Origin of the sequence: Micromonospora mirobrigensis (genome assembly GCF_900091555.1) — a bacterium.
GTDB lineage: Bacteria > Actinomycetota > Actinomycetes > Mycobacteriales > Micromonosporaceae > Micromonospora > Micromonospora mirobrigensis.
Window position 1 is genome coordinate 382,575 of the sequence record NZ_FMCX01000006.1, and the last position, 23,736, is coordinate 406,310.

21 protein-coding genes are annotated in these 23,736 nt (G+C 74.5%); 15 read left to right on the forward strand and 6 right to left on the reverse strand.

All coding sequences use genetic code 11. The features are described 5' to 3' along the window. Position 1 precedes the first annotated feature (1 nt). The 6 genes from GA0070564_RS21515 to GA0070564_RS21540 all read left to right on the forward strand — a co-directional run bounded on the left by GA0070564_RS21515 (position 2) and on the right by GA0070564_RS21540 (position 5,024). Positions 2-796 (forward strand): ABC transporter ATP-binding protein, encoded by a 795-nt coding sequence (locus GA0070564_RS21515; protein ID WP_342672567.1) that lies wholly within the window; start codon positions 2-4, stop codon positions 794-796. Continuing rightward, the gene (locus GA0070564_RS21520; RefSeq protein WP_091611430.1) at positions 793-1,977 is read left to right on the forward strand and encodes an ABC transporter permease; all 1,185 of its coding nucleotides are present in this window, start codon (positions 793-795) and stop codon (positions 1,975-1,977) included. The genes GA0070564_RS21515 and GA0070564_RS21520 overlap by 4 nt, the downstream gene beginning before the upstream one ends. A gap of 216 nt (positions 1,978-2,193) precedes the next feature. Beyond that, the gene (locus GA0070564_RS21525; RefSeq protein ID WP_088968591.1) at positions 2,194-2,403 is read left to right on the forward strand and encodes a helix-turn-helix domain-containing protein; all 210 of its coding nucleotides are present in this window, start codon (positions 2,194-2,196) and stop codon (positions 2,401-2,403) included. Positions 2,404-2,625: 222 nt separating this feature from the next. After that, positions 2,626-2,727, forward strand: a complete 102-nt coding sequence (locus tag GA0070564_RS21530; protein WP_007465623.1) for a 30S ribosomal protein bS22 — start codon at positions 2,626-2,628, stop codon at positions 2,725-2,727. A 117-nt stretch (positions 2,728-2,844) separates the two neighbouring features. Beyond that, a complete protein-coding gene (locus GA0070564_RS21535; RefSeq protein WP_091611433.1) occupies positions 2,845-3,918 on the forward strand; it encodes an NAD-dependent epimerase/dehydratase family protein in 1,074 nt (357 codons plus the stop codon). A 209-nt stretch (positions 3,919-4,127) separates the two neighbouring features. Continuing rightward, complete coding sequence (locus GA0070564_RS21540) at positions 4,128-5,024, forward strand: lysophospholipid acyltransferase family protein (RefSeq protein WP_091611698.1); 897 nt, start codon at positions 4,128-4,130, stop codon at positions 5,022-5,024. A gap of 13 nt (positions 5,025-5,037) precedes the next feature. Here the strand turns inward: GA0070564_RS21540 and GA0070564_RS21545 are convergent, their stop codons facing one another. The 3 genes from GA0070564_RS21545 to GA0070564_RS21555 all read right to left on the reverse strand — a co-directional run bounded on the left by GA0070564_RS21545 (position 5,038) and on the right by GA0070564_RS21555 (position 8,396). Then, positions 5,038-5,913, reverse strand: a complete 876-nt coding sequence (locus GA0070564_RS21545; RefSeq protein ID WP_091611435.1) for an HAD family hydrolase — start codon at positions 5,911-5,913, stop codon at positions 5,038-5,040. Between the two features lie 120 nt (positions 5,914-6,033). Beyond that, positions 6,034-6,918, reverse strand: coding sequence for a DUF5667 domain-containing protein (locus GA0070564_RS21550; protein ID WP_091611438.1), 885 nt, complete (start codon positions 6,916-6,918; stop codon positions 6,034-6,036). A gap of 536 nt (positions 6,919-7,454) precedes the next feature. After that, positions 7,455-8,396 carry an ECF subfamily RNA polymerase sigma factor, BldN family gene (locus tag GA0070564_RS21555; protein WP_091611441.1) on the reverse strand — a complete coding sequence of 314 codons (942 nt, stop codon included), beginning with the start codon at positions 8,394-8,396 and terminating at the stop codon, positions 7,455-7,457. Between the two features lie 435 nt (positions 8,397-8,831). Here GA0070564_RS21555 and GA0070564_RS21560 point away from each other — a divergent pair, with 435 nt between their 5' ends. The 3 genes from GA0070564_RS21560 to GA0070564_RS21570 are packed head-to-tail and all read left to right on the forward strand — an operon-like array spanning position 8,832 to position 11,373. Further along, positions 8,832-10,457, forward strand: coding sequence for an AMP-binding protein (locus GA0070564_RS21560; RefSeq protein ID WP_091611444.1), 1,626 nt, complete (start codon positions 8,832-8,834; stop codon positions 10,455-10,457). Then, positions 10,447-10,701 carry a glutaredoxin family protein gene (locus GA0070564_RS21565; protein ID WP_091611446.1) on the forward strand — a complete coding sequence of 85 codons (255 nt, stop codon included), beginning with the start codon at positions 10,447-10,449 and terminating at the stop codon, positions 10,699-10,701. Before GA0070564_RS21560 ends, GA0070564_RS21565 begins: the two co-directional genes overlap by 11 nt. Positions 10,702-10,722: 21 nt before the next feature. After that, positions 10,723-11,373, forward strand: coding sequence for an HAD family hydrolase (locus GA0070564_RS21570; protein WP_091611449.1), 651 nt, complete (start codon positions 10,723-10,725; stop codon positions 11,371-11,373). An 18-nt stretch (positions 11,374-11,391) separates the two neighbouring features. On the opposite strand, the gene GA0070564_RS21575 is transcribed toward GA0070564_RS21570, so the two are convergent. Continuing rightward, a complete protein-coding gene (locus tag GA0070564_RS21575) occupies positions 11,392-12,057 on the reverse strand; it encodes a LuxR C-terminal-related transcriptional regulator (protein ID WP_091611452.1) in 666 nt (221 codons plus the stop codon). Between the two features lie 91 nt (positions 12,058-12,148). After that, positions 12,149-13,441: a sensor histidine kinase gene (locus tag GA0070564_RS21580; protein WP_091611454.1), complete on the reverse strand. Its 1,293-nt coding sequence runs from the start codon at positions 13,439-13,441 to the stop codon at positions 12,149-12,151. Positions 13,442-13,841: 400 nt separating this feature from the next. On the opposite strand from GA0070564_RS21580, the gene GA0070564_RS21585 reads away from it, so the two are divergent. The 6 genes from GA0070564_RS21585 to GA0070564_RS21610 all read left to right on the forward strand — a co-directional run bounded on the left by GA0070564_RS21585 (position 13,842) and on the right by GA0070564_RS21610 (position 20,373). Continuing rightward, the gene (locus tag GA0070564_RS21585) at positions 13,842-14,612 is read left to right on the forward strand and encodes a redox-sensing transcriptional repressor Rex (protein ID WP_091611457.1); all 771 of its coding nucleotides are present in this window, start codon (positions 13,842-13,844) and stop codon (positions 14,610-14,612) included. Continuing rightward, entirely contained in the window at positions 14,609-16,033 is a 1,425-nt protein-coding gene (locus GA0070564_RS21590; protein WP_091611459.1) for a glutamyl-tRNA reductase, read from the forward strand. Before GA0070564_RS21585 ends, GA0070564_RS21590 begins: the two co-directional genes overlap by 4 nt. Further along, the gene (gene hemC / locus GA0070564_RS21595) at positions 16,030-16,998 is read left to right on the forward strand and encodes a hydroxymethylbilane synthase (protein WP_091611462.1); all 969 of its coding nucleotides are present in this window, start codon (positions 16,030-16,032) and stop codon (positions 16,996-16,998) included. Before GA0070564_RS21590 ends, hemC begins: the two co-directional genes overlap by 4 nt. Then, entirely contained in the window at positions 16,995-18,575 is a 1,581-nt protein-coding gene (locus tag GA0070564_RS21600) for a bifunctional uroporphyrinogen-III C-methyltransferase/uroporphyrinogen-III synthase (RefSeq protein WP_091611465.1), read from the forward strand. The genes hemC and GA0070564_RS21600 overlap by 4 nt, the downstream gene beginning before the upstream one ends. Before the next feature lie 20 nt (positions 18,576-18,595). Beyond that, positions 18,596-19,579: a porphobilinogen synthase gene (gene hemB / locus GA0070564_RS21605; protein ID WP_091611469.1), complete on the forward strand. Its 984-nt coding sequence runs from the start codon at positions 18,596-18,598 to the stop codon at positions 19,577-19,579. Positions 19,580-19,839: 260 nt separating this feature from the next. Then, the gene (locus tag GA0070564_RS21610; protein WP_176730780.1) at positions 19,840-20,373 is read left to right on the forward strand and encodes a helix-turn-helix domain-containing protein; all 534 of its coding nucleotides are present in this window, start codon (positions 19,840-19,842) and stop codon (positions 20,371-20,373) included. 56 nt (positions 20,374-20,429) lie between these two features. Here GA0070564_RS21610 and GA0070564_RS21615 read toward each other — a convergent pair whose 3' ends face one another. Then, complete coding sequence (locus GA0070564_RS21615) at positions 20,430-23,696, reverse strand: lamin tail domain-containing protein (protein ID WP_091611473.1); 3,267 nt, start codon at positions 23,694-23,696, stop codon at positions 20,430-20,432. Between the last annotated feature and the right edge of the window lie 40 nt (positions 23,697-23,736).

Consider the following 23,736-nt stretch of genomic DNA (forward strand, 5'->3'; position numbering starts at 1 on the left):
GATGGCGACGCCGGCGATCGAGGCGGTCGACGTGTCCCGGACGTACCAGCTCGACGGGGTGTCCGTGCCGGCGCTGCGCGGGGTGACGCTGACCGTGGCGGCCGGGGACTACGTGGCGGTGATCGGGCCGTCCGGCTCGGGCAAGTCCACCCTGATGCACCTGCTCGGTGGGCTGGACCGGCCGACCGGCGGGCGGTTGGTGCTCGGCGGCCGGGAGGTCGGCTCGCTCACCCCGCCCGAGCTGGCGACCCTGCGCAACGAGACCATCGGCTTCGTCTTCCAGGCGTTCCACCTGCTGCCCCGCACCTCGGCGGTGGACAACGTGGCGCTGCCCCTGGTCTACCGGGGAATCGGCGCCCGGCAGCGGCGGGAGCGGGCGGCGGCCGTGCTGGGCCGGGTCGGGCTGGGGCACCGGCTGCACCACCGGCCCAACCAGCTCTCCGGTGGCGAGCAGCAGCGGGTGGCGATCGCCCGGGCGCTGGTCACCGACCCGACGGTGCTGCTCGCCGACGAGCCGACCGGCAACCTGGACACCGTCAACGGTCAGGCGGTGCTGGCGCTGCTGGAGGAGCTGAACACCGAGTCCGGGGTGGCGCTGGTGATGGTCACCCACGACAACGAGGTGGCCGCCCGGGCCCGCCGTCGGATCACCATGCGCGACGGCGTGGTGGTCGCCGACAGCGCGGCCGACGATCCACCGGCCGACAGCGCTGCCGTACCCGACGGTCCGGCGGCCGGCGGGGACGCGGACCCGACGGCCGGCGACGGCACCGAGCGGGCGGAGGCGGCCCGGTGAGGTTCGCCGAGGCGTGGCGGGTGGCGCTGGACGCGCTGCGCGCCAACCGGATGCGCAGCGCCCTCACCATGCTCGGCGTGATCATCGGGGTGGCCTCGGTGGTGGTCCTGGTGGCCATCGGCACGGGCGCGAAGCGCGAGGTGGAACGGCAGGTAGAGGGGCTCGGGTCCAACCTGCTGGTGGTGGTCCCCGGCCGGATCGACATCGGCTCCGCGCCGGCCGTGTCCCGGCTCGACCTGGCCGATGTGGACGCGGTGTCCCGGGTGGTCGGCGACCCGTCGCGGGTCGCGGTCACCGTGGCCTCCGGCGAGACTGTACGCGCCGGCCGGCGCTCCGACTTCACCACCGTGCAGGGCGTGCTGGAGACCACCCCGGCGGTCTTCACCCGACGGCTCGGCCGGGGCAGCTACCTGACCGCCTCCGACGTGGACACCAGCCGACGGGTGGCCGTCCTCGGGGCGGCCGTGGCCGGGGCGCTCTTCGGAGACCGGGACCCGATCGGCCAGCAGGTCAGCATCGCCGGGGTGCGGTTCCGGGTGATCGGCGTCTTCGCCCCGCTGGGCCAGAGCCTCGGCGTGGACCGGGACGACGAGGTGCACATCCCGGTGACCGCGGCGCACCGGCTCTACGGCACCCAGCGGATCGACGGGATCGCGGTCAAGGCGCCGGACCGGGAGCGGATCGACGACCTGGGCGCCCGGATCGTCGCCGAGCTGACCCGGCGCCACCCGGACACCGAGTTCAGCGCCGTCACCCAGCAGCAGATCCTCGGCGTGCTCGGGGACATCCTCGGCGTACTCACCGGGGTGCTCGCCGCGATCGCCGGCATCTCGCTGCTGGTCGGCGGGGTGGGGGTCTCCAACATCATGCTGGTCTCGGTCCGCGAGCGGACCCGGGAGATCGGCCTGCGCAAGGCGGTCGGGGCGCGCCCCCGCGACATCGGCCTCCAGTTCCTGCTGGAGGCGGTGCTGCTCACCTCGATCGGCGGGGTGACCGGGATGGCCCTCGGGGTGGGTGCGGCGCTGACCGCCGACGCGCTCTCCCCGGTGCCCGCCGCGATCACCTGGTGGTCGCTGGCACTGGCCTTCGGCGTCTCGGCGGCGGTCGGCATCGTCTTCGGGGTGGTCCCGGCGCAGCGGGCCGGGCGGCTCGACCCGGTGGTGGCGCTGCGGGCGGAGTGAGCGCCCCCGGTCCCGGCAACGGGACGGCGGGCCCGAACGGGGCGAAAACCGCAGCTCACGGTCGGGTGAACGGGCCGTTCGGCATGATCAATCGCGGGAAGGGATCGCGCCGGTCACAGCCGTCCCGCTACCGTACTGGTAACACGCGCGTTGCCCGTCGGAGCGGGAGATCCGCCCCCGGTGGCACGCGCCGGGCATGGGATGGGTCGGTGAGCCATGGCCGGGTCGCAGTCCGACGGTCGGCTGTCGGATGTCAGGTTCCTCACCGTCGCCGAGGTGGCGGCGGTGATGCGGGTGTCCAAGATGACGGTCTACCGGCTGGTGCACAGCGGTGAACTCACCGCGGTACGGGTCGGCCGGTCGTTCCGGGTGCCCGAGCACGCGGTCCACGAATACCTGCGCGGCGCCTTCCAGGAAACCGCCTGAGGTGCCGCCGCACCCACCGCCGAGTGCGACGTAACGGGTATCGACGGGGGCGCGTTGGTCCTGCTGACGCACTCCGGCTACCCTGGGACCCGACCGTGACCGTGCAGTGGTGCGCCCCGACGCCCACAGGCCGGTCCGGTCCGTTGTCCGAAGCGTCCGTGCGCGCCGCCCCCGGTGGTGTCGTCACGGTCCGCCCCGAACGTTGCATCGAAAGGCTGTCGTATGGGCTCGGTGGTCAAGAAGCGCCGCAAGCGCATGGCTAAGAAGAAGCACCGCAAGCTGCTGCGCAAGACCCGCGTCCAGCGTCGCCGTCTCGGCAAGTGACCGGGGCCGGGCCTGGCCCGGCACCCCGGCACCTGCCAACTGTCGACCCTCGGAGGCTCAGGTGATCAGGCCGTGGACGATCCGGCTCGATCCCGCCTGCCGAGGTGGGAGCGCGACATGACCCCCGGTGGCACCTCCGGTGCCCCGGGGGTCGTCGTCGTCACCGGGGTCGGCCGCTACCTGGGCGCCCACGTGGCGGCCCGGCTCGCCACCGATCCCCGGATCGAGCGGGTGATCGGCGTCGACCCGACCACCCCGGGGCCCGAGGTGACCGACCTGCTCGACCGGGTGGAACGGGTCCGCCTCGACCTGGACTCGCTCGGCGGCCTCCTCGCCGACCTCGAGGTCGACGCCGTGGTGCACCTGGCACTGGTCAGCGCGCCCGATCCGCAGCACGGCGGCCGGTCGGCGATGAAGGACCAGAACGTCATCGGCACCATGCAGCTCCTCGCCGCCTGCCAGCGGGCGCCCCGGCTGCGCAAGCTCGTCGTCCGCTCCTCGACCGCCGCGTACGGCGCGTCGTTCCGCGACCCGGCAGTCTTCACCGAGGAGACCGAGCCGCGCGAGGTGCCGCGCGGCGGTTTCGGCCGCGACATCCTCGACATCGAGGGGTACGTCCGCGGCTTCCGCCGCCGCCGGCCCGACGTGACCGCCACCGTGCTGCGGTTCGCCCCGTTCATCGGCTCCACCGCCGACACCACCCTGACCCGCTACTTCTCCCAGCCGCTGGTGCCCACCGTCTTCGGTCGGGATCCCCGGTTGCAGTTCGTGCACTTCGACGACGCGCTGGAGGTGCTGCACCGGTCGATCGTCGAGGACCACCCGGGGACGTACAACGTGGCCGGTCCCGGGGTGCTCTCGCTCTCCCAGGCGATCCGCCGGGCCGGCCGGGTCGCCGTGCCGGTGCTCGAACCGGGCCTCTCCGGGGCCGCCGCGCTGGCCCGCAACCTGGGCTTCGGCCGCTACGGCCTGGACCAGGTCGACCTCTTCGTGCACGGCCGGGTCGTCGACACCGGCCGGCTGGAGCGCGAGTACGGCTTCACGCCCCGCTCGACCGCCGCCGCGTTCGACGACTTCATCCGCGCCCACCACGGTGGATCGCTGGTGAGCCGGGACCAGTTGGCCGCCGCCGAGCAGCTGGTCCTGGAGGGCATCCGACAGGTGCGCTCGGCCGTGGAGGAGCGGCAGTGAGCGACCCGGACGAGCGGCGGGACACCGGCCGGTACGACGTACCCCTGCACCTGGCCGGACCGGACGCGGACCCGGCCCGGCGCAACGGTCACCGGCGTACCGCCCGGCCGGCCGTCGCCCCGGAGCCGGCGCCGGCCGACGAGCCGGCGCCGGCCGACGAGGTGGACCTCGCGGCGGCCGAGGAGCCGGCGTCGAGCGGTCGCCCGGCGGTGAACGGCGGTCGCGCCGCAGCCCCGGGCGGGCCGGCGGTGGCCGACCGACCGGGCGACGTCTGGGACCGGCGGGTCGCCTCCGGGCTGTCGTTCCTGCGGCGGCGGCTCTCCGGCGACTACGAGGTCGACGAGTTCGGCTTCGACCCGGAGCTGACCGGGGCGGTCTTCCACCCGATGCTGCGGCTGCTCTACCGGGACTGGTTCCGCACCGAGGTGGCCGGGCTGGAGCACGTGCCCGCCGAGGGCGCCGGCCTGGTGGTGGGCAACCACTCCGGCACGGTGGCGCTGGACGCGCTGATCCTCTCCACCGCCCTGCACGACCAGCATCCGGCCCGCCGCTACCTGCGGCTGCTCGGCGCGGACCTGGTCTTCCGGATGCCGGTGGTCTCCGAGATCGCCCGCAAGACCGGCGGCACGGTGGCCTGCAACCCGGACGCCGAGCGCCTGCTCAGCTCCGGTGAGCTGGTCGGCGTCTTCCCCGAGGGCTTCAAGGGCGTCGGCAAGCTCTACTCGGACCGGTACAAACTCCAGCGGTTCGGCCGGGGCGGGTTCGTCTCGGCGGCACTGCGTACCGGCACCCCGATCGTCCCGGTCGCCATCGTCGGCGGCGAGGAGATCTATCCGATGCTCGCCGACATCAAGCCGCTCGCCCGGCTGCTCAAGCTCCCGTACTTCCCCGTCACGCCGACCTTCCCCTGGCTCGGGCCGCTGGGCATGGTGCCGCTGCCGAGCAAGTGGCTGATCCAGTTCTGCCCGCCGATCCCGACGGCGCACCTCACCGACTCGGCCGACGACCCGCTGGTCGTGTTCAACCTCGCCGACCAGGTCCGGGAGACCATCCAGCACACCCTGCACGAACTGCTCGAGCGCCGGCCCGACCCGTTCGGCCCCTGACCCGCTCCACCGGTCAGGTGGCGCGGCGGCGGCGTTGCATCGCCAGGCCGGCGGTGACCGCGCCGGCCAGCAGCCCGGCCGCGGCGGTCGACGGTACGGCGATCCTGAACGCCCGTCGCCCGGTCCGGAAGTCACGGACCTCCCAGCCCCGCTCCCGGGCCTGGCGTAGCAGCGCGCCGTCCGGGTTGATCGCCACCGCCCGGCCGACCGTGGAGAGCATCGGCAGGTCGTTGGCCGAGTCGCTGTAGGCCACGCACCGGGTCAGGTCGAGCCCTTCCACGGCGGCCAGCTGGTTGACCGCGTCCGCCTTGGCCGGCCCGTGCATCAGCTCGCCGACCAGCCGGCCGGTGTACGCCCCGTCGACCACCTCGGCCACCGTGCCGATCGCGCCGGTCAGCCCCAGCCGGTCGGCGATCACCCGGCCGATCTCCACCGGCGCGGCGCTGACCAGCCAGACCCGCTCACCGGCGTCCAGGTGACGCTGCGCCAGCCGTCGGGTACCGGCCCAGATCCGCGGCGCCATCAGCTCGTCGAAGATCTCCTCGGCGAGCCGTTCCACCTCGTCCACCCGCCAGCCCTCGACGAAGGCCAGCGCGGCCTCGCGGGCCTGTGACATGTCGCCGGCGTGCTCGGTGGCCAGCAGCCGGAACCGCGCCTGCTGCCAGGCGAACCGGGCCAGGTCCCCGGTGGTGAAGTACTTGCGGGCGGCCAGCCCGCGGGCGAACCAGTAGATCGAGGCGCCCTGCATCATCGTGTTGTCGACGTCGAAGAAGGCCGCCGCGGTCGGGTCGGCCACGACCGGCGCCGGTGGCGCCTGCTCCGTCTCCGCCCAGCCGGTGGTGCGGCCCTGGCGGTCGGTGGCGACCGTGACCTTCCTGGTGCGGACCACGCGACCTCCTCCGCTCGTCGACCGGGACGCCGTCCTCCCGCGAGGGTAGCCGGACGAAGCGGGCGTCGGAGGGGTCGAACAGGCAACTGTGGCGTGCCTGGCTGCCCTGTCGCGCCGGCCTCAGCGGTCGCCCGGGCAGCTGCCCGGCACCGGGCCGAGGGCGTCGCTGGTGGCGGGTGTGGCGAGGTCGCAGGCGATCGCCGCACGCAGGCCGTCGGACCGCTTACGGATCGCGTCCAACAGCGCCAGTGACCGGCGGGTCCGGTCCCGTTCGCTCCGGGTCACCGTGTTGAGCAGGGCGGCGACCTCCCGTCGCTGCCCGGTGAGGAAGGCGTTGACGGCGTCCAGGCCGGCCGGTTCGGCCCGCCGGGCGGCCGTGGTGGTGAGCAGGCGTACGCCCTGGCGGGTGTCGGCGTCCATGTCGTCCAGGACGGCGGTGAACCCGGCCCGGTCGCCCCGCAGGGTGCCGGCCTCGTCGAGGCGGGTCCGGGCGAAGTCCAGGAAGAGCTGGCCGCGGCTGATGTCGGAGCTGGCCAGGGCGAGCTGGGCGCGTTCGGTGGAGCGCTTCATCCCGTACAGGGCGTCGCCGGGCACCGCGTTCTCGCTGGCGGCGGAGATGCCGGAGACGGCGATCGCGCCGGCCGCCACGCCGATCAGGATGGCGCCCCGGGCCCGGGCCCGCCGAGCGGTCACCGCCGGGAGGAAGGTACGCCCCGACGTGGTGGCCGGGGAGTGGCCGGTCGTCGTCGCCGGGCGTTCGGTGGGCGCGGCGCCGATGCCCTCCCGCTCGGCGGTCGCCACGAGCATCGCGCGCAGGCCGGTCCGGAACTCCGGGTCGACCGGCGCGGCCGGGCGGCTCGTCCGGAGCTGCTGGCCGATCGCGACGAGCTCGGTGAGCCGGTCGTCCGCCCGGGACCGGACGTGGTGTCGCCGGCCTCCGTCGGCTTCGTCGAGAAGCTGCGCGAACCGCTCCGCGCGCCGACGGGAGAAGAGGTTGCTGTCCACCGCAGGCACCTCCTCTCGCTGGTCACGGCGGATGCCGTGTAGATCACCAGCGACCGGCGAGGCGGAACGCCGACGGCCTGGGCCGCCTCGACCGCGTTTCCGAACCGGGTGGGCCGGGGGACGCCGGGCAACCACCGGTCGCACCCGGAGAAACGGAGCGCGCCGGGCACAAGTTACGGGGCGTTCAGGGCCGAAATCACGAAGAGTGATCGCCGTCACGGGTGCCGACGGTCGGCCGGTCGGATGCCCGACGGTCGGCCGGTCGGCCCGTCCCCCGCCACGCGCGACCCACTCTGGTGGTGGGCTGCCGGTCGTACGCCGGGTGCCGGCCATGGTGGTGCGGCCCGGCGGTGGTCAGCGTCGGGGCGGGGTGCGGCCGGCACCCGGGGCCGGACGGGACGGCGGCCGGGCGCCGGGGCGGCGGTGGCCGGGGCCGCGCGGCCCGGGCCGGCCGGTACGCGGACGGCGGGTGGCGGGTCGGCGGGGGCCCGACCCGCGGAGCCCGGAGACGGGGCGGGTCGGGCGGCGGAACCTGGTCAGGGCTGGAAGCCGTCCGGGAGCAGCCGGGCCAGCGCTCGCACCGCCCGGTACTGGAGAGCCTTGATGGCGCCCTCGTTCTTGCCCATCGCCCGGGCGGTCTCGGCCACCGAGAAGCCCTGGAGGAACCGCAGCACGATGCACTCCTGCTGTTCCGGGTTCAGCTGGGTGACCGCGGTGAGCAGGGCGACGTTGGTGATGTGCTCGACCACCGCCGCCTCCGGGCTGCCCTCCGGCCCGCGGTCCTCCCGGTCGGCGTCCAGCACGTCGCCGGTGGTCACCTCCAGCCGGTAGCGGCCGGACTTGAAGTGGTCGGCGACCAGGTTCCGGGCGATCGTCACCAGCCAGGCGCCGAGGTCCCGGCCCTGCCAGGTGAAGCTGCCGATCCGCTTGAGCGCCCGCAGGAACGTGTCGGAGGTGAGGTCCTCGGCGAGCTGCCGGTTGCCGACCCGGAAGTAGACGAACCGGAAGACGGTGTCGACGTACCGGTCGTAGATCAGGCCGAACGCCTCGGACTCACCGGCCTGGGCCCGCTCGACCAGCGTCCACACCTCGGTCGCCGGGTCGGACGGGTCGGGTCGGCTCGGATAGCCGGTCGCCGGGGCGGCCGGGGGCTCCGGGCGTACCGCGGGGAGCACCGCCGTCTCGGCGGCCGCCGGGTCGGGCGCCGGGGTCTCGGCGGACCGTCGGCCCTGCGAGGGCATCACCGGCCGGGCCGGTACGGCCACCCCGCCGGCCGGTCGGGCGTTGCCCCCGGGTACCGCCGGGCGGGCCGGCGCCTCGTTGGGGTGCGGCCGGCTGCGGGGCCGCCGGGAAGCGCCGTCGCCCTGCACGGCCAGCCCCCACCTGTCCTCGGTGGAACTCAACCGCTCGTTCACCGGTGTTCGGGGCGCCGGGCCGGTCAGGCCGGCCGGCTTGTCGGCGTAACCGAAGGTGGTCACCGTGCCTCCCCGCTCCGGTGGGCTGTCGGTCGCACCGCGCGCCACGGCACCGCCGGGACGTGACCGGGGCTGCCGTGGGGCAGGGCCGGTCCGGGACGTGCCGGCGGGCGGCAGATCCCCTTGAGGTGCTGGTCCAATGCGCTCACGGGCACGGGGGCCTCCTCGGGCTGAGGGGTGTCGACTCACGGCAAATGGGGTGAGCCGACCCGAGTGATGATAGGGCCAACGTCACCCATGCGTGGCAAGTCCGTTACACAGAGCGGAAGTATTTCCTCCGGCGACGCACAGATGGCGGACCGGTTGTCCGTCGTGTGCGATTGACTTTCCCAACCGGACCGGTTCGTGAAGGAAACTCCTGGTCGGACGGGGTGGGCGGGGGTCCGGCGTAGGTGAGGCGTGGCCCGGCCGCCGTCCGCTGTGCCAGACTCAGCCACCGTGCAGGACGCAGCAGAAGGCTCCGCGCCGAACCTCGCCGACCGGCTCCGCCGGGTGGCCGCCGAGCGCGGTGAGCATCCCGCCCTGATCGGACGGGACCGGACCCTCACCTGGTCCGAACTGGACGCGGCGGTGGACGCCGTCGCCGCCGCGCTGGCCCCGACCGGCCCCACCGACACGCCGGGCCGGGTCGCCATCGCGCTGCCCAACTCCGTCGACTTCGTCCTCGGCTACCTCGGGGCGCTGCGGGCCGGGCTGGTCGCCGTGCCGGTCAACCCCGGGCTCACCGCGCCGGAACTGCGGCACGTGCTGGCCGACTCCGGCGCCGCCACCCTGATCTGCGCGCCGGCGGTGCGGGACCGGGTGGCCGGGATCGCCGCCGAACTGCCGGCGCTGACCGCAGTGCACACCACCCCGCCGGCCGCCCCCGGCGACCGGTCCCGCCCGTTCCCGCGGCGGGGCGGGGAGGACCTGGCGGTGCTGCTCTACACCTCCGGCACCGAGGGGCACGCCAAGGGCGCCATGCTGTCGCACCGGGCGCTGACCGCCAACCACGAGCAGATCGCGCGGATCACCCCGCCGGTGGTCGGGCCGGACGACACCGTGCTGCTCGCCCTGCCGCTGTTCCACGCGTACGGGCTGAACTCGGGGCTCGGTGCGGTGCTGCACCACGGGGCGACCGGGGTGCTGGTCGACGAGCCGGGCGCGGGTGGGGCGCTGGACCTGCTCGTCCGGCACCCGGTGAGCGTGCTGGTCGGCGTACCGTCGATGTTCCTGGCCTGGTCGACGGCGGAGGCGGGCGCGCTCGGCGCGGCGATGCGGTCGGTGCGGGTCGCGGTCTGCGGCGCGGCGCCGCTGGCGCCGGCGGTCGCGGCCCGGTTCACCGAGGCGACCGGCCATCCGGTGCACGTCGGGTACGGCCTCACCGAGACCGCCCCGGTGCTCACCTCCACCCTGGTCGACGGCGAGCCGAGGCCCGGCTCGATCGGCCGGCCGCTGCCGGGGGTGGAGCTGCGCCTGGTCGGCCCGGACGGGGTGGACCTGTGGCGCGACGGCGTGCCGGAGCCGGACGACGACGCCGACGAGCTGGACCTGACCGACGACTCGCCGGGCACCGACCCGGGCGAGATCGTGGTGCGCGGCGCGAACCTCTTCTCCGGCTACTGGCCGGACGGGCGGGGCGGCCCGGACGCCGACGGCTGGTGGGCCACCCGCGACGTGGCCTACGCCGACTCCGACGGGGAGCTGTTCCTGGTCGACCGGCTCGGCGAGCTGATCCTGGTCAACGGCTTCAACGTCTACCCGCACGAGGTGGAGCTGGTGCTCCAGGCGCACCCGGCGGTGGCCGAGTCGGCCGTCCTCGGCGTGCCGCACCCGCGGACCGGCGAGACTGTCCGGGCGTACGTGGTGGCGGCGGCGGACCGGCCGGTGACCGAGGCGGAGCTGCTCGCCCACTGCGCCCGCAACCTGGCCCGTTTCAAGTGCCCGACCGGCGTCGAGTTCGTCGACACGCTGCCGTACTCGGCGATCGGCAAGGTACGCAAGATCCAGCTGCGCCCGGCTCCGGCCGGCGCCCGCCCGCCGGCTGCGGCCGACCGCTCCACGGAGGTACCCGATGTCCACTGACGCCCGGCTCGCCCTGATCACCCGGCCCGGCTGCCACCTGTGCGAGGACGCGCGCGAGGCGATGGACCGGGTGGTGGCGGTCACCGGCGACCGGTGGATCGAGAAGGACGTCACCGACGACGTCGAGCTGGAACGCGAGTACGGCGACCGGCTGCCCGTGGTGCTGCTCGACGGCAAGGAGCACGGCTACTGGCGGGTGGAGGAGGACCGGCTGCTGCGCGACCTCACCACCCCGCAGCTCTGAGGAGCCGATTATGGTGCACGGATGACCCCTGCGCGGCACCACCTGGTGTGGGACTGGAACGGCACCCTGCTCAACGACCTGGACCTGGTGGTCCAGGCGACCAACACGGCGTTCGCCAGCGCCGGTGGTCCGGCCGTGACCGCCGACGAGCACCGGATCCGGTTCCGCCGGCCGATCGCCGACTACTACGCCGAGATGCTGGGCCGGGCGGTCGACGCGGAGGCGTTCGGGGCGCTGGACCGGATCTTCCACGACGCGTACCGGGCGGGGCTGACCAGTTGCGCACTGGCCGACGACGCGACGGCGGCGATCGCCGCGTGGCCGGGTAGCCAGTCGCTGCTGTCCATGTGGTTCCACGAGGAGCTGGTGCCGACCGTGCACACGTACGGGTTGACCCCGCACTTCGCCCGGATCGACGGGCTGCGCGCCACCGTCGGCGGCGGCCCGAAGGCCGAGTGGCTGGCGAAGCACCTCGCCGAGCTGGGCCTGGCCGGCCACGAGGTGGTGTTGATCGGTGACTCGGTCGACGACGCCGACGCGGCGCTCTCGGTCGGCGCCCGCTGCGTCCTCTACACCGGCGGTCTCTCCCACCCGGAAACCCTCCGCGCCACCCCCCACCCGGTCGCCGACACCCTCACCCAGGCGGTGACCCTGGCCCAGACCCTCCCCTGACCCTCGGGGGCCGGTCGGTCAGGGGTGGGGGTGGAGGTAGGTGAGGACGGCCTGGACCCGGCGGTGGTGGGTGGTGGGGTCGGGGGGCAGGTCGAGCTTGGTGAAGATGTTGCGGACGTGCTTCTCCACGGCGCCGTCGCTGACCACCAGCGCCCGCGCGATGTTGGTGTTGGAGCGGCCCTCGGCCATCAGGGCCAGCACCTCGCGCTCGCGCGGGGTCAGCGCCGCCAGCGGGTCGTCGCGGCGCCGGCGGACCAGCAGCTGGGCGACCACCTCCGGGTCGAGCACGGTGCCGCCGGCGGCCACCCGGGCCAGCGCGTCCAGGAACTCGTCGATCGCGGCCACCCGGTCCTTGAGCAGGTAGCCGATCCCGCCGCCGCCCGCGCCGCCGGTGGTGGCGAGCAGGTCCTCGGCGTACGACACCTCGACGTACTGGGAGAGCACCAGGACCGGCGTACGCGGCACCAGCCGGCGGGCCGCCACCGCCGCCCGCAGCCCCTCGTCGGTGTGCGTCGGTGGCATCCGGACGTCCACCAGCGACACGTCCGGCCGGTGTTCCACCACCGCCGCCACCAGGGCGTCACCGTCGCCGACGGCGGCCACCACCCGGTGCCCGAACTCGGTCAGCAGCCGGATCAGCCCCTCCCGGAGCAGTACGGCGTCGTCCGCGATCACCACCCGCATACCCACGGTGTCTACCACCTCGGGCCGCTGAGCCCGCCGCAGTCCGGGTCGGGTGGGCGTGGCATCCGCCGCCCGGCCGGCCCGCGCCCGCTCACCGGGGCAGCTCGACGCGCAGCCCGGTCGGGCCGCCGGCCGGGCTGGCCAGGTCCAGCGTGCCCCCGACCGCCCGGACCCGGTCGGCGAGCCCGGCCAGGCCGTGCCCCTTGGCCAGGTGCGCGCCACCCATCCCGTCGTCGGTGACCTCGACCTCCAGCCGGCCCACCCGGCGGGTGACAGTGACCCGCCCGGTGGTCGCGCCGCTGTGCTTGGCGACGTTGGTGAGCGCCTCGGCGACCACGAAGTAGGCGGTGTTCTCCACCGCCGGGTCGAGCCGCCCGGCGGGCGTGCCGAGCTCCGGGTCGACGGCCAGGTCGACCGGGACCAGGGAGCGGCCGGCGAGGGCGGCCAGCGCGCTGGGCAGGCCGCGGTCGACGAGGATCGGCGGGGCGATGCCCCGGGACAGGGCGCGCAGCTCGTCGAGGGTCTCCCGGGCCTGGGTGACGGCCTCGTCGAGGGTGCGGCCGGCCGCCTCCGGGTCGGCGGCGAGCTGGTGGCGGGCCCGGCTCAGGTCCATGGCGAGGCGGACCAGCCGCTGCTGCGGGCCGTCGTGGATGTCGCGTTCCAGCCGGCGCAGGGCGGTCGCCTCGGCGGAGGCGGCGGCCCGCTTCTGCTCCTCCAGGGTGCTGATCCGGTTGCGTACCTCGGCCACCCCGGTGAGCAGGGCCCGGGCGAAGGACGCCTGGAGCAGGGCGCAGCCGCGGGCCATCAGCGGCAGCGTGAGCAGCGCGAAGAGGCCGAGCGCGGTGTTCAGCCCGATCCGGGCGGTGGCCCCGTCGCCCATCCCGAGCAGCTGGCTCAGGTCCTGGTCGTCGGGCCCGCGGGGGATGGCCCAGTCGTACGCCCAGTAGAGGGTGCCGGTGAGCGCGAGCGCCCACCAGACCACCAGCAGGACGAAGGTGAGCAGCGCCACCGGCAGCTTGACCAGCGCGTGGGCGAGGTCGAGCCAGGACTGTGCGTCGCGCATCGGGGTGAAGATCCGGTGCCAGTAGCCGCCACCGGGTCGGGGGGTGAGGTAGGCGGGGCGTACCCGGGGCTGGCGCAGCACGGCGGGGAGCCGGAACCGCTCGACGTCGGCCAGCGCGCGGGCCACGTAGAGGGCGCCGGCGAGGACGGGCAGGCCCAGGGTGGTGACCAGCAGGCCGGCGCTGAGTGAGATTCCCACCACGAAGGCGGCGAAGCCGGCGACCGCGAGCGGCAGGCCGAGCAGCACGTATCCGGAGTCGCGAAGGAGTTGGCGGGCCGTTGCGCGCAGCGGCGCCGCAGCGGTCAGGGGTACGGCGGTCATGTGCTCAGGCTAGGAGCGATGTCCGTTTCGGCCCATCCGGTGCGCCGGTGTATCGGGGGTGGGGTTCTCCCTACCCCCGGCCGGCGTCGGCGGTCGCCCCGGCCTCCGGCCGCCGGTCACTCTCCGCGACCACGCGCGCGCGATTGGTCAGAGAAGTCGTAATTGAGCAATAATCGCCGAGCGGCGCCGGCGGAGGCCGCCGGATCGATCTTGTGGAATGGAGGAGCTGGTGGAGGGGCGTCGCGGATCAGCAAGATCGCGATTTGTGCACGTCTTCACAAGCGCCTACTCTGTAGTTCCGACGCGCCCCGCTAGCACGACCGACAACCTCGGTCGCGAGCGGGGGTCCCGAAATGGCCGGGCACCGGAGCTGGCCGAGGATCGCACCGCACGGAGTCTCATGAGTCAGCACCGTCACCCTGGCGCGCCCGGCCGCGCCGGTGCCGTACCGGCGCTTCCGGACCTGCCGGAGGCGACCGTCGCGCGGCTTCCGGAATACCTCCGAGCCCTGCACAACCTCGCCGAGGTCGGGCACGAGACGGTCTCCAGCGAGGGGCTCGCCGGCGCCGCCGGGGTCAACTCCGCCAAGCTCCGCAAGGACCTCTCCCAGCTCGGCTCGTACGGCACCCGGGGCGTCGGTTATGACGTCGCGCTGCTGATCGAGCAGATCGAGTACGTCCTCGGCCTGACCCAGCGCCGGGCCGTGGCCCTCGTCGGCGTGGGTAATCTCGGTCACGCCCTGGCCGGCTACGACGGCTTCGCCAGCCGTGGCTTCCGGATCGCCGCCCTCCTCGACGCCGACCGCTCCCGGGTCGGCGAGGTCATCAACGGGCTGGTCGTACGGCATGTCGACGAGCTGCCCCGGGTCGCCGCCGAGGAGTCGATCGCGATCGGCGTGATCGCCACCCCGGCCGCCGCCGCCCAGGCCGTCGCCGACCAGCTCGTCACCGTCGGCGTGACGAGCATCCTCAACTTCGCGCCGTGCGTACTCTCGGTTCCGGAGGGGGTCGACGTGCGCAAGGTCGACCTCGCCATCGAGTTGCAGATCCTGTCCTTCCACGAGCACCGCAAGGCGTCGCTGACCGCGCTCCCCGCCACCGGCGGATCCGGCCTCACCGCCCTGCCCGGCGGACTCGCGGCCACCGACACCCAGGAGGCGATCGGCACGTGAAACTGCTCGTCGTCGGCGCGTCCTACCGCACCGCCCCGGTCGCCACCCTGGAGCGGCTGGCGGTGGCCCCCGCCGACCTCACCCGCACCCTGGACCGCCTGGTCGCCCAGCCGTACGTCGCCGAGGCCGTGCTCGTCTCCACCTGCAACCGGGTGGAGGTCTACGCCGCCGTCTCCGGCTTCCACGGGGGCCTCGGCGACATCTGCGCGGTCCTCGCCGAGCAGGCCGGCGCCCCGCCGGCCGCGCTGGCCAGCCACCTCTACGTGCACTACGACGCCGCCGCGGTCGACCACGTCTTCCGGGTCGCCGCCGGCCTGGACTCGATGGTGGTCGGCGAGGCGCAGATCCTCGGCCAGCTGCGCGACGCGTACCACTGGGCCGCCGGGGCCGACTCGGCCGGCCGGCTGGTCCACGAGCTGATGCAGCAGGCCCTGCGGGTCGGCAAGCGGGCGCACGCCGAGACCAACATCGACCGGGCCGGCCAGAGCGTGGTCAGCGCCGCGCTCGACCTGGCCGCCGGTCACCTCGACGGCGACCTCGCGGGCCGGCCGGCCATGGTGGTCGGGGCCGGCGCGATGGGCTCCCTCGGCGTGGCGACGCTCTCCCGGCTCGGCGCCGGGCCGCTCACCGTCACCAACCGCGGCGCCGACCGGGCCGTGCGCCTCGCCGAGTCGTACGGGGCGAACGCCGTGCCGATGAGCGAACTCGCCGACGCGCTCGCCACAGTGGACATCGTGGTGGCCGCCACCGCCGCCACCGAACCGGTCCTCGACCTCGACGTGGTGACCCGGGCGCTGGGCCGGCGCGAGGCCGGGCGTGGCCCGCTGGTCCTGCTCGACCTGGCCGTGCCGCGCGACGTCGCCGACGGCGTGGCCGACCTGCCCGGCGTCGAGGTGATCGACATCGACCGGATGGCCGCCATCCTCGCCGACGGACCGGCCGCCGCCGACGCCGCCGAGGTCACCCGGATCGTCACGGCCGAGGTCGAGGCGTTCCTGTCCTGGCTGCGCGGCGCCGACGTGGCGCCCACCGTGGCCGCCCTGCGCGGGCGCGCCGACGACGTGGTCACCGCCGAGCTGCGCCGGCTCGCCCAGCGCCGCCCCGACTTCACCGACGAGCAGCGGGCCGACGTCGCCCGGACGGTGCACCGGGTGGTGCAGCGGCTGCTGCACCAGCCCACCGTGCGGGTCCGCCAGCTCGCCGCCGAGCCCGGCGGCGACCAGTACGCCGCGCTGCTGCGTGAACTGTTCGACCTTCAGGTGCCGCAGACCTCCCCGGTCGACACCGTCCCCGACGTCGTCGAGGCCGAGGGTGTCCCGGGCGTGGAGGCCACCGGCCGGCCGTCCTTCGGGGTGGCCGAGGTCCCGGCCGCCGCGCCGGTCGACGGCACCGACGTCCCGTCCACCGGAGGTGAGCGATGAGCACCCCCCTGCGCCTGGGTACCCGGGGCAGCACCCTGGCGATGGCCCAGTCCGGCCAGGTCGCCGACGCGCTGACCGCCGCCACCGGGCGTCCCGTCGAGCTGGTCGAGGTGGTGACCGCCGGCGACCGTTCCTCGGCCCCGGTGCACCGGCTCGGCGTCGGCGTCTTCGTGTCCGCCCTGCGTGACGCGCTGACCGCCGGCACCATCGACCTCGCGGTGCACTCGTACAAGGACCTGCCCACCGCGGACGCGCCCGACCTGCACATCGCGGCGGTGCCGCCCCGACAGGACCCGCGGGACGCGCTGATCGCCCGGGACGGCCGGACGCTGGCCGAGCTGCCCCCCGGGTCGCGGATCGGCACCGGCGCGCTGCGGCGCATCGCCCAACTGCACGCCCTCGGCCTCCAGCTGGAGGTCACGCCGATCCGGGGCAACATCGACACCCGCCTCGGGCGGGTCGTCGGCCCGGACGCCGACCTGGACGCCGTCGTCCTGGCCCGGGCCGGCCTGGTCCGGATCGGCCGGGCCGACGTGATCACCGAGACGCTCGACCCGATGCTCATGCTGCCCGCGCCCGCCCAGGGCGCGCTGGCGGTGGAATGCCGCAGCGACGACCACGAACTGGTCGAACTGCTCGCGGTGCTCGACCACGCACCGTCCCGGGCCGCGGTCGTCGCGGAACGGGCGCTGCTGGCCACCCTGGAGGCCGGGTGCTCCGCACCCGTGGCCGCCTACGCCGAACTCGCCGAAGGTGAGACCGGTGACGAGATCTACCTGCGCGGGGCGGTGATCAGCCCGGACGGTTCCCGAGACCTCCGGCTGTCCCGCACCGGTACGCCCGCCGACGCGGCGGAGATCGGCAAGGCACTCGCCGCCGAACTCCTCGAACTCGGCGCCGACTCGATCCTCGGCCAAGAAGGACACGCCGGCCCGGGGACCCAGCAATTTGGGAGCACAGAATGACCCGCACCCGTAAGCCCGTAGGCCGCATCGCGTTCGTCGGGGCCGGCCCCGGCGACCCGGGCCTGCTGACCCGCCGGGCGCACGACGCCCTGGTCGACGCCGACCAGGTGGTCTACGACCGGGGCGTACCGGAGACCCTGCTCGACGCCGTGCGTGCCGAGGCCCGCGAGGACGCCCAGTTCACCCCGGCCGAGGGCGCCCCGGGCGACGTGGCGAAGGTGCTCATCTCCGCCGCCCGGTCCGGCCTGAACGCGGTGCACCTGGTCGCCGGTGACCCGTTCGGCCACGACTCGGTGGTCAAGGAGGTGCAGGCGGTGGCGCGTACCGCCGCGCACTTCGAGGTGGTGCCCGGTGTCGGGCAGGCCGAGGGTGTGGCCACCTACGCTGGTGTCCCGCTGCCGGGCGTACGCACCGCCGCCGACGTCGAGGACGTCAGCGTGCTGGACTTCGACGCGCTGGCCGCCGCGGTCGGCCGGGGCTCGCTGGCGCTGGCCATCGACGCCGGCGACCTGGCCGCGGTCCGGGACGGCCTGCTGGCCGCCGGGGTCGACGGTGGCACGGGCGTCGGGGTGACCGGCGACGGCACCGGCGAGACGCAGTACACCACCACGTCGACCGTCGACTCCTTCGTCGCGGCGGCGCTCGGCTTCACCGGCCGGGTGGTGCTCACCGTCGGCGCCGGCGTCGGCGAGCGGGACAAGCTGAGCTGGTGGGAGAACCGCCCGCTGTACGGCTGGAAGGTGCTGGTGCCCCGCACCAAGGAGCAGGCCGGCGCGATGAGCGCGCGGCTGCGCGCGTACGGGGCGATCCCGTGCGAGGTGCCGACCATCGCGGTCGAGCCGCCGCGTACCCCCGCCCAGATGGAGCGGGCGGTCAAGGGCCTGGTCGACGGCCGGTACGCCTGGGTGATCTTCACCTCGGTGAACGCGGTCCGCGCGGTCTGGGAGAAGTTCGCCGAGCACGGCCTGGACGCCCGGCACTTCGGCGGCGTCAAGATCGCCTGCATCGGTGAGGCCACCGCCGACGCCGTGCGCGCCTTCGGCATCCAGCCGGAGCTGGTGCCCGCGGGCGAGCAGTCCTCCGAGGGCCTGCTGGCCGAGTTCTCGCCGCACGACGAGATCCTCGACCCGGTGGGCCGGGTGCTGCTGCCGCGCGCCGACATCGCCACCGAGACCCTGGCCGCCGGGCTCACCGAGCGCGGCTGGGAGGTAGACGACGTGACCGCGTACCGGACCGTCCGGGCGGCCCCGCCGCCCGCCGAGATCCGCGACGCGATCAAGTCGGGCGGGTTCGACGCGGTGCTGTTCACCTCGTCCTCCACCGTCCGGAACCTGGTCGGCATCGCCGGGAAGCCGCACGCCCGCACCGTTGTTGCAGTCATCGGGCCCAAGACGGCGGAGACCGCGACGGAGTTCGGCCTGCGGGTCGACGTCCAGCCTCAGCACGCCTCGGTGCCCGACCTGGTGGAGGCGCTCGCCGCCTACGCCGTCGAGCTGCGCGAGAAGCTGGCCGCCATGCCGGCCAAGCAGCGCCGTGGTTCGAAGGTGCAGGGGCCGACCGCCCTCCGCTTCCGCTGATCGTCCCCGGGAGGCCCCGCATGCCGTACCCCGAGATCCGGCCCCGCCGGCTGCGTCGCAACGCGGCCGTGCGGCGGCTGGTCGCCGAGACCCGCGTCGACCCGGCCGAGCTGGTCGTGCCGATGTTCGTCAAGGAGGGGCTGACCGAGCCGCGGCAGATTGCGTCGCTCCCGGGGGTGCTCCAGCACTCCCGGGACTCGCTGCGCAAGGCCGCCGCGGAGGCGGTGCAGGCCGGGGTCGGTGGGATCATGCTCTTCGGGGTGCCGGAGTCCCGGGACGAGACCGGCTCGGGCGGGATCGACCCGGCGGGCATCCTCAACGTCGCCATCCGCGACGTCGTCGCCGAGGTGGGTGACGCCACCGTCGTGATGAGCGACCTCTGCCTGGACGAGTTCACCTCGCACGGGCACTGCGGGGTGCTCACCCCGGGCGGCGAGGTGGACAACGACGCCACGCTGGCCGCGTACGCCGAGATGGCGGTGGCCCAGGCCAACGCCGGGGTCCACGTGGTCGGGCCGTCCGGGATGATGGACGGCCAGGTGGGCGTGGTCCGCCGGGCCCTGGACGCCGCGGGTCACCAGGACGTCGCCGTGCTGGCGTACGCCGCGAAGTACGCCTCCGCGTTCTTCGGTCCGTTCCGGGACGCGGTGGAGTCGTGCCTGGAGGGCGACCGGCGCAGCTACCAGCAGGACCCGGCGAACCTGCGGGAGTCGCTGCGCGAGGTCGAGCTGGACGTGGCCGAGGGCGCCGACATGGTGATGGTCAAGCCGGCCCTGCCCTACCTCGACGTGGTGTCGGCGGTCCGGGCCGCGGTGGACGTCCCGGTCGCCGCCTACCAGGTCTCCGGCGAGTACGCGATGGTCGAGGCGGCCGCCGCGAACGGCTGGATCGACCGGGAGCGGGTGATCCTGGAGACGCTCACCTCGATCCGGCGGGCCGGCGCGCAGATCATCCTCACCTACTGGGCCGTCGAGGCCGCCCAGCTCCTCCACCAGCGTTACTGACGCGCTGCGGCGCCCGCCGCGCCGCGCCGCGCCGCGCCCGCCGGCCCGGCCCGCCACCTTGCCGTCCGGCCCCTTTGCTCTGCTGCAGTCCACGCAACGCAGAGGTGCTCCCACCGTTGCGTCCGCTGCAGCAGAGCAAAGGGGCGGCGGGAGATGCGGCGGGGCCGGCGCACCCCTGCGCTGTGGATGCCGGACCCGTTGTCCACAGCTTTGTCCACAGGGATTGCCGCTTCGACGGTGCCGCCGGCATGGTCGGCGGCATGAGTTCGACCTCCGACTGCGGCCCGAGCGGCGACGGACCCACCGGGCCGGGACCGGACGAACCGACGATCGGCCCGTTCCCGATCCCCGGGCTGGTCCGGCGGGCCCGGCGGATCGCCTGCCTGGGGCAGCGGCAGATGGCCCGGTTCGCCAAGGTGGCCCCCTCGACGGTGGCGCGGGTCGAGACCGGTGAGCTGACCCCGAGTCTCGCCGTCCTCGAACGTCTCCTCGGCGCGGCGGGGCTGTACCTCGCCGTGGTCGACCAGGACGGGCGGGTGATCCAGCCCATGCGGGACCGGGACGACATGCGGGACGGCGCCAACCGCCGCTACCCGTCGCACCTGAACGTCATCCTCGACCCCGAGCCGGGCGAATGGTGGGCGGACATCTACGGGCTGGCCCGGCCACCCGAGACGTTCCACCGCTGTCCGGCCGACCGGGAGGCGCGTCGCCGGCTCAGCCAGTGGGAGGTGCGGGTGGCGAAGTACCGTTCCGCGCCCCGCCCACCCGACCCGCGCCGGTGGGACTACTGAGACGGCCCGCCGTCCAGCCGGTGAGCTGGACGACGGGCCGCCGTCGGGTGGAACCGTCAGTCGTCGTTGGCGATCGTGCCCACGGCGAGCGGGTCGGTCAGCAGAAGGCCGGGCACGCCGGCCACCAGCAGGGTCAGCTTCTCGTCGGGCTCGACCCGCCGGTCACCGCGCACGGTCACCGGGAAGGTCAGCGAGGTCTGGCCGGCGGCCAGGGTCCTGCAACCGACGTACGCGTCGTAGTCCTGGCCGGCCTGCGCCGTGGTGCCGTACGTGCCGGCGCAGATCGTGGCCGGCGCGGAGAGCGGCCGGGACACCGTCACCGTGAAGGTCATCGGCTTCGTGCCCTGGTCGCCCTCGGCCACCGTGACGTCCCCGACGCTCAGCGACGCCCGGGAGCGGAACCGGGCGACCTGCGGGTCGTGGTCGCTGGCCCCCCGGTCACCGAGCCCGTCGGTGTCGGCCGGGTAGTCGGAGTTGATGTGCGCCACCCGGGCCTGCACCAGGTCACCGTGCAGCTCGTCGTTGACGAACACGTTGTCCAGCGTCTGCGCCTGCCCCGAGTAGGTGTACGAGTAGGCCGCCGCCGGCACCTGCGCGACGATGTCGTCCCACAGGTTGTGCATCCCGGCGGAGTAGAGCGGGGCGAGCTGGTCCGACGGGGTCGGGTTCTCGGCCGTCGCGATCGGGTCGTCCGGGCGGGGGTAGACGTTCAGGTCCCCGCCGTAGACCACCCGGGCCCGCGCGTCGCTCGCCTCGATGGCCTGGACCACGGCCGCCCCGTACGCGGCCTGCTCGCGCCGCTGCGCCACCCGACGGTCCGGGCCGGACGAGAAGTGGTTGGCGATCGCCCAGAGGGTGAGGTGCTCGCTCGCCCCCGGGGCCGCCGCCACGGTGAACTTCCCGACCTGCGGGGCCCGGGTGTAGACGTTCCTGCCGTCGGTGTCGCCCACCACGTCGGCCGGGAGCACCGCGTTGAGCGCCTTCGGGTTCTGCACGTCGGTGTTCGACGGCAGCGCCGCCGAGCGGTACTGCACGGTGGGGGCGGCGCCGAGCAGCGGGTCACCGGCGGTCGCCCCCGCCAGCGCCAGCCGGTCCGTGCGGTAGAGGAACGCCGAGGTGATGCCCCGGGCGTCCGCGCCGGTCCGGTCGTAGGCCGCGGCGTAGGCCGGGCCGCCGTTGGCGGCGATGGTGAGGGCGAGTTCCTGGACGGTGTCCGGGGCGCCGTCGGCGTTGTCGGTGGCGCCGCAGGTCAGCGCGCCGTCGACGACCGAGCAGATGTCCTGGTCCTCGGCCTCCTGGATCATCAGCAGATCGGGGCTGTGCAGGTCGTTGATGATCTGCCGGGCCTCCTTGCCGAGCCGGGTGGTGTACGCCGCCTCGTCCGCCGGCACGTAGTCGAACGGCGGGCTCACCCCGGGGCAGCCGGAGTTGCCGGCGAAGTCGCAGCCGTCGAACGGGTCGTCCCGGTAGTCGTACAGGTTCTCGACGTTGTAGGTGCCCACCGCGACCTCCCGGTCCCGGTTCGCCGCCCGGGGCGGGTTGTTCGCCGCCGGTTCGGCGCCGGCGGCGAAGGAGACCGCCGTCGGCTGGACGGTGTACTTGCTGAAGCCGTACGCGACGGCGCCGACGGCGTCCTCGGCGAGCGTGTCGAAGGTACGGACGGCCGGCAGCAGCGCGGCGTTGTCACCGGCGGCGGCCTTGACCCCGCCGGCGCCGATCAGGATCCGCTGCGGGTTGCCGTTGTCGAACAGCTGGCCCGGGATGTCGTCCAGCGGGTGCGCGTCGCGGAAGGACCGGCGGGCGTACGGGTCGGTCCGCTTCATCAGCGGGTCCTCCCGGTCCAGCACCTGGATCTCCGAGTCGAGGGAGGAGGCGAAGACGTACCGGGGCGCGGTGGTCCCGCTGCCCGCGCGGACCCGCACCAGGGCGCCCTCGTGCCGCTCCCAGAACCGGGCGACCTCGGCCGGGTCGGCCGACGGGGTGGCGTCGTCCACCTGGACGGCGGTGTCCACGTCGAGGCCGGAGTCCAGCTTGCGCACCAGCGACGCGCCGGAGAGCTGGGTCTGGCTGAAGTACTCCGACACCCGGCCGCGCAGCACCACCTCGTCGCCGACGGTCGGCTCGTAGCCGCCGATCAGCGTCTTGAACGAGCCGGTGAAGACGTAGACGCCGTCGGAGGTCAGCGGATCGCCGTCCTCGGCGCCCTTGCGGCTCTGCAGGTAGAAGCCCCACTGGTCGGCCCCGGCGGAGGTACGCAGGAGCGACTTCTGGGTGATCACACCGCGCACGTCGTACAGGGTGGCGCTGGTGCCGTTGCCGCTGGCCGGGGCGAGCGGCGACCGGTCCGTGGCGCCGTCCTCGTCGTCGCCGGTGCGGCCCTGCACCTCGCCGACCGTCAGCACGCTGGTGGCCTGCACGGTGAGGGTGCAGGTGGCGGTGCCACCGTCGGCGTCCGTCGCGGTCACGGTGACCGTGTACGCGCCGCCGGGCAACCCGGCCGCGGTCAGCGTCGCGGTGGCGGTGCCGCCGGCCGCGGTGGCCGGGGTGAGGGCGGTACGGCTGATCGAGCCGGTGGCCGGGGTCGGGGTGACCGCGGTGACGGCCAGGTCGACGATGGTGTCGTCGGCGTCGGTGGCGGTCACCTCCCGGGTCGCCGTGGCGCCCGCCTCGACGGTCAGGGCGCCGCCGCAGGTCAGCACGGCCGGGGCGTCCACCGGGCCGCCGCCGTCGACGCTGTGGCTGCCCAGCCCGTCGAAGGTGTCGGTGGCGAAGCCGGCCCACTGGACGGCCGGGTCGAAGGCGTCCGACGGGTCGGTGTCGCCGGAGCTGATCGTCGGCAGTCGGCGCAGCGTGTTGTCGGCGGTGCTGGTGAGGCCGGTGCCCCACTCGGTGCCCGGGTCGACGCCCACTTGACCGATCGAGTCGAGCACCGTCGAGCCCTTGCGCAGCACGATCGCGTCGTCACCGTTGAACAGCGAGGAGCCGTAGGTCTGGTCGGCCTGGGCGAGGATCGCCGGCGCGGCGCTGGAGGCGGCGAGGACGAAGACGTCCCCGGCGGCCACCGTGCCGGTCAGGGCGACGTTCGTCGACGTGGTCGCGCCGTTGAAGAAGAGCTGGAGCTGGTAGCCGCCGGCGGCCAGGTCGACCGGGGCGCCGGTGCCGTTGTAGAGCTCGATCGCCTTGTTGTTGGACGAGCCCTCGACGTACTCGGAGATGAACAGGTCGGTGGGCGCGGCGCTTGCCACGCCGGGCGCCGCGCCGATCACCGGAAGGGTGACGGCGGCGGCGGTAGCGAGCGCGGCGTATCTGCGGCGCGGGCGCATGAGGCCTCCACGAAGGGGGAACGTGAACTAACGCACGTTA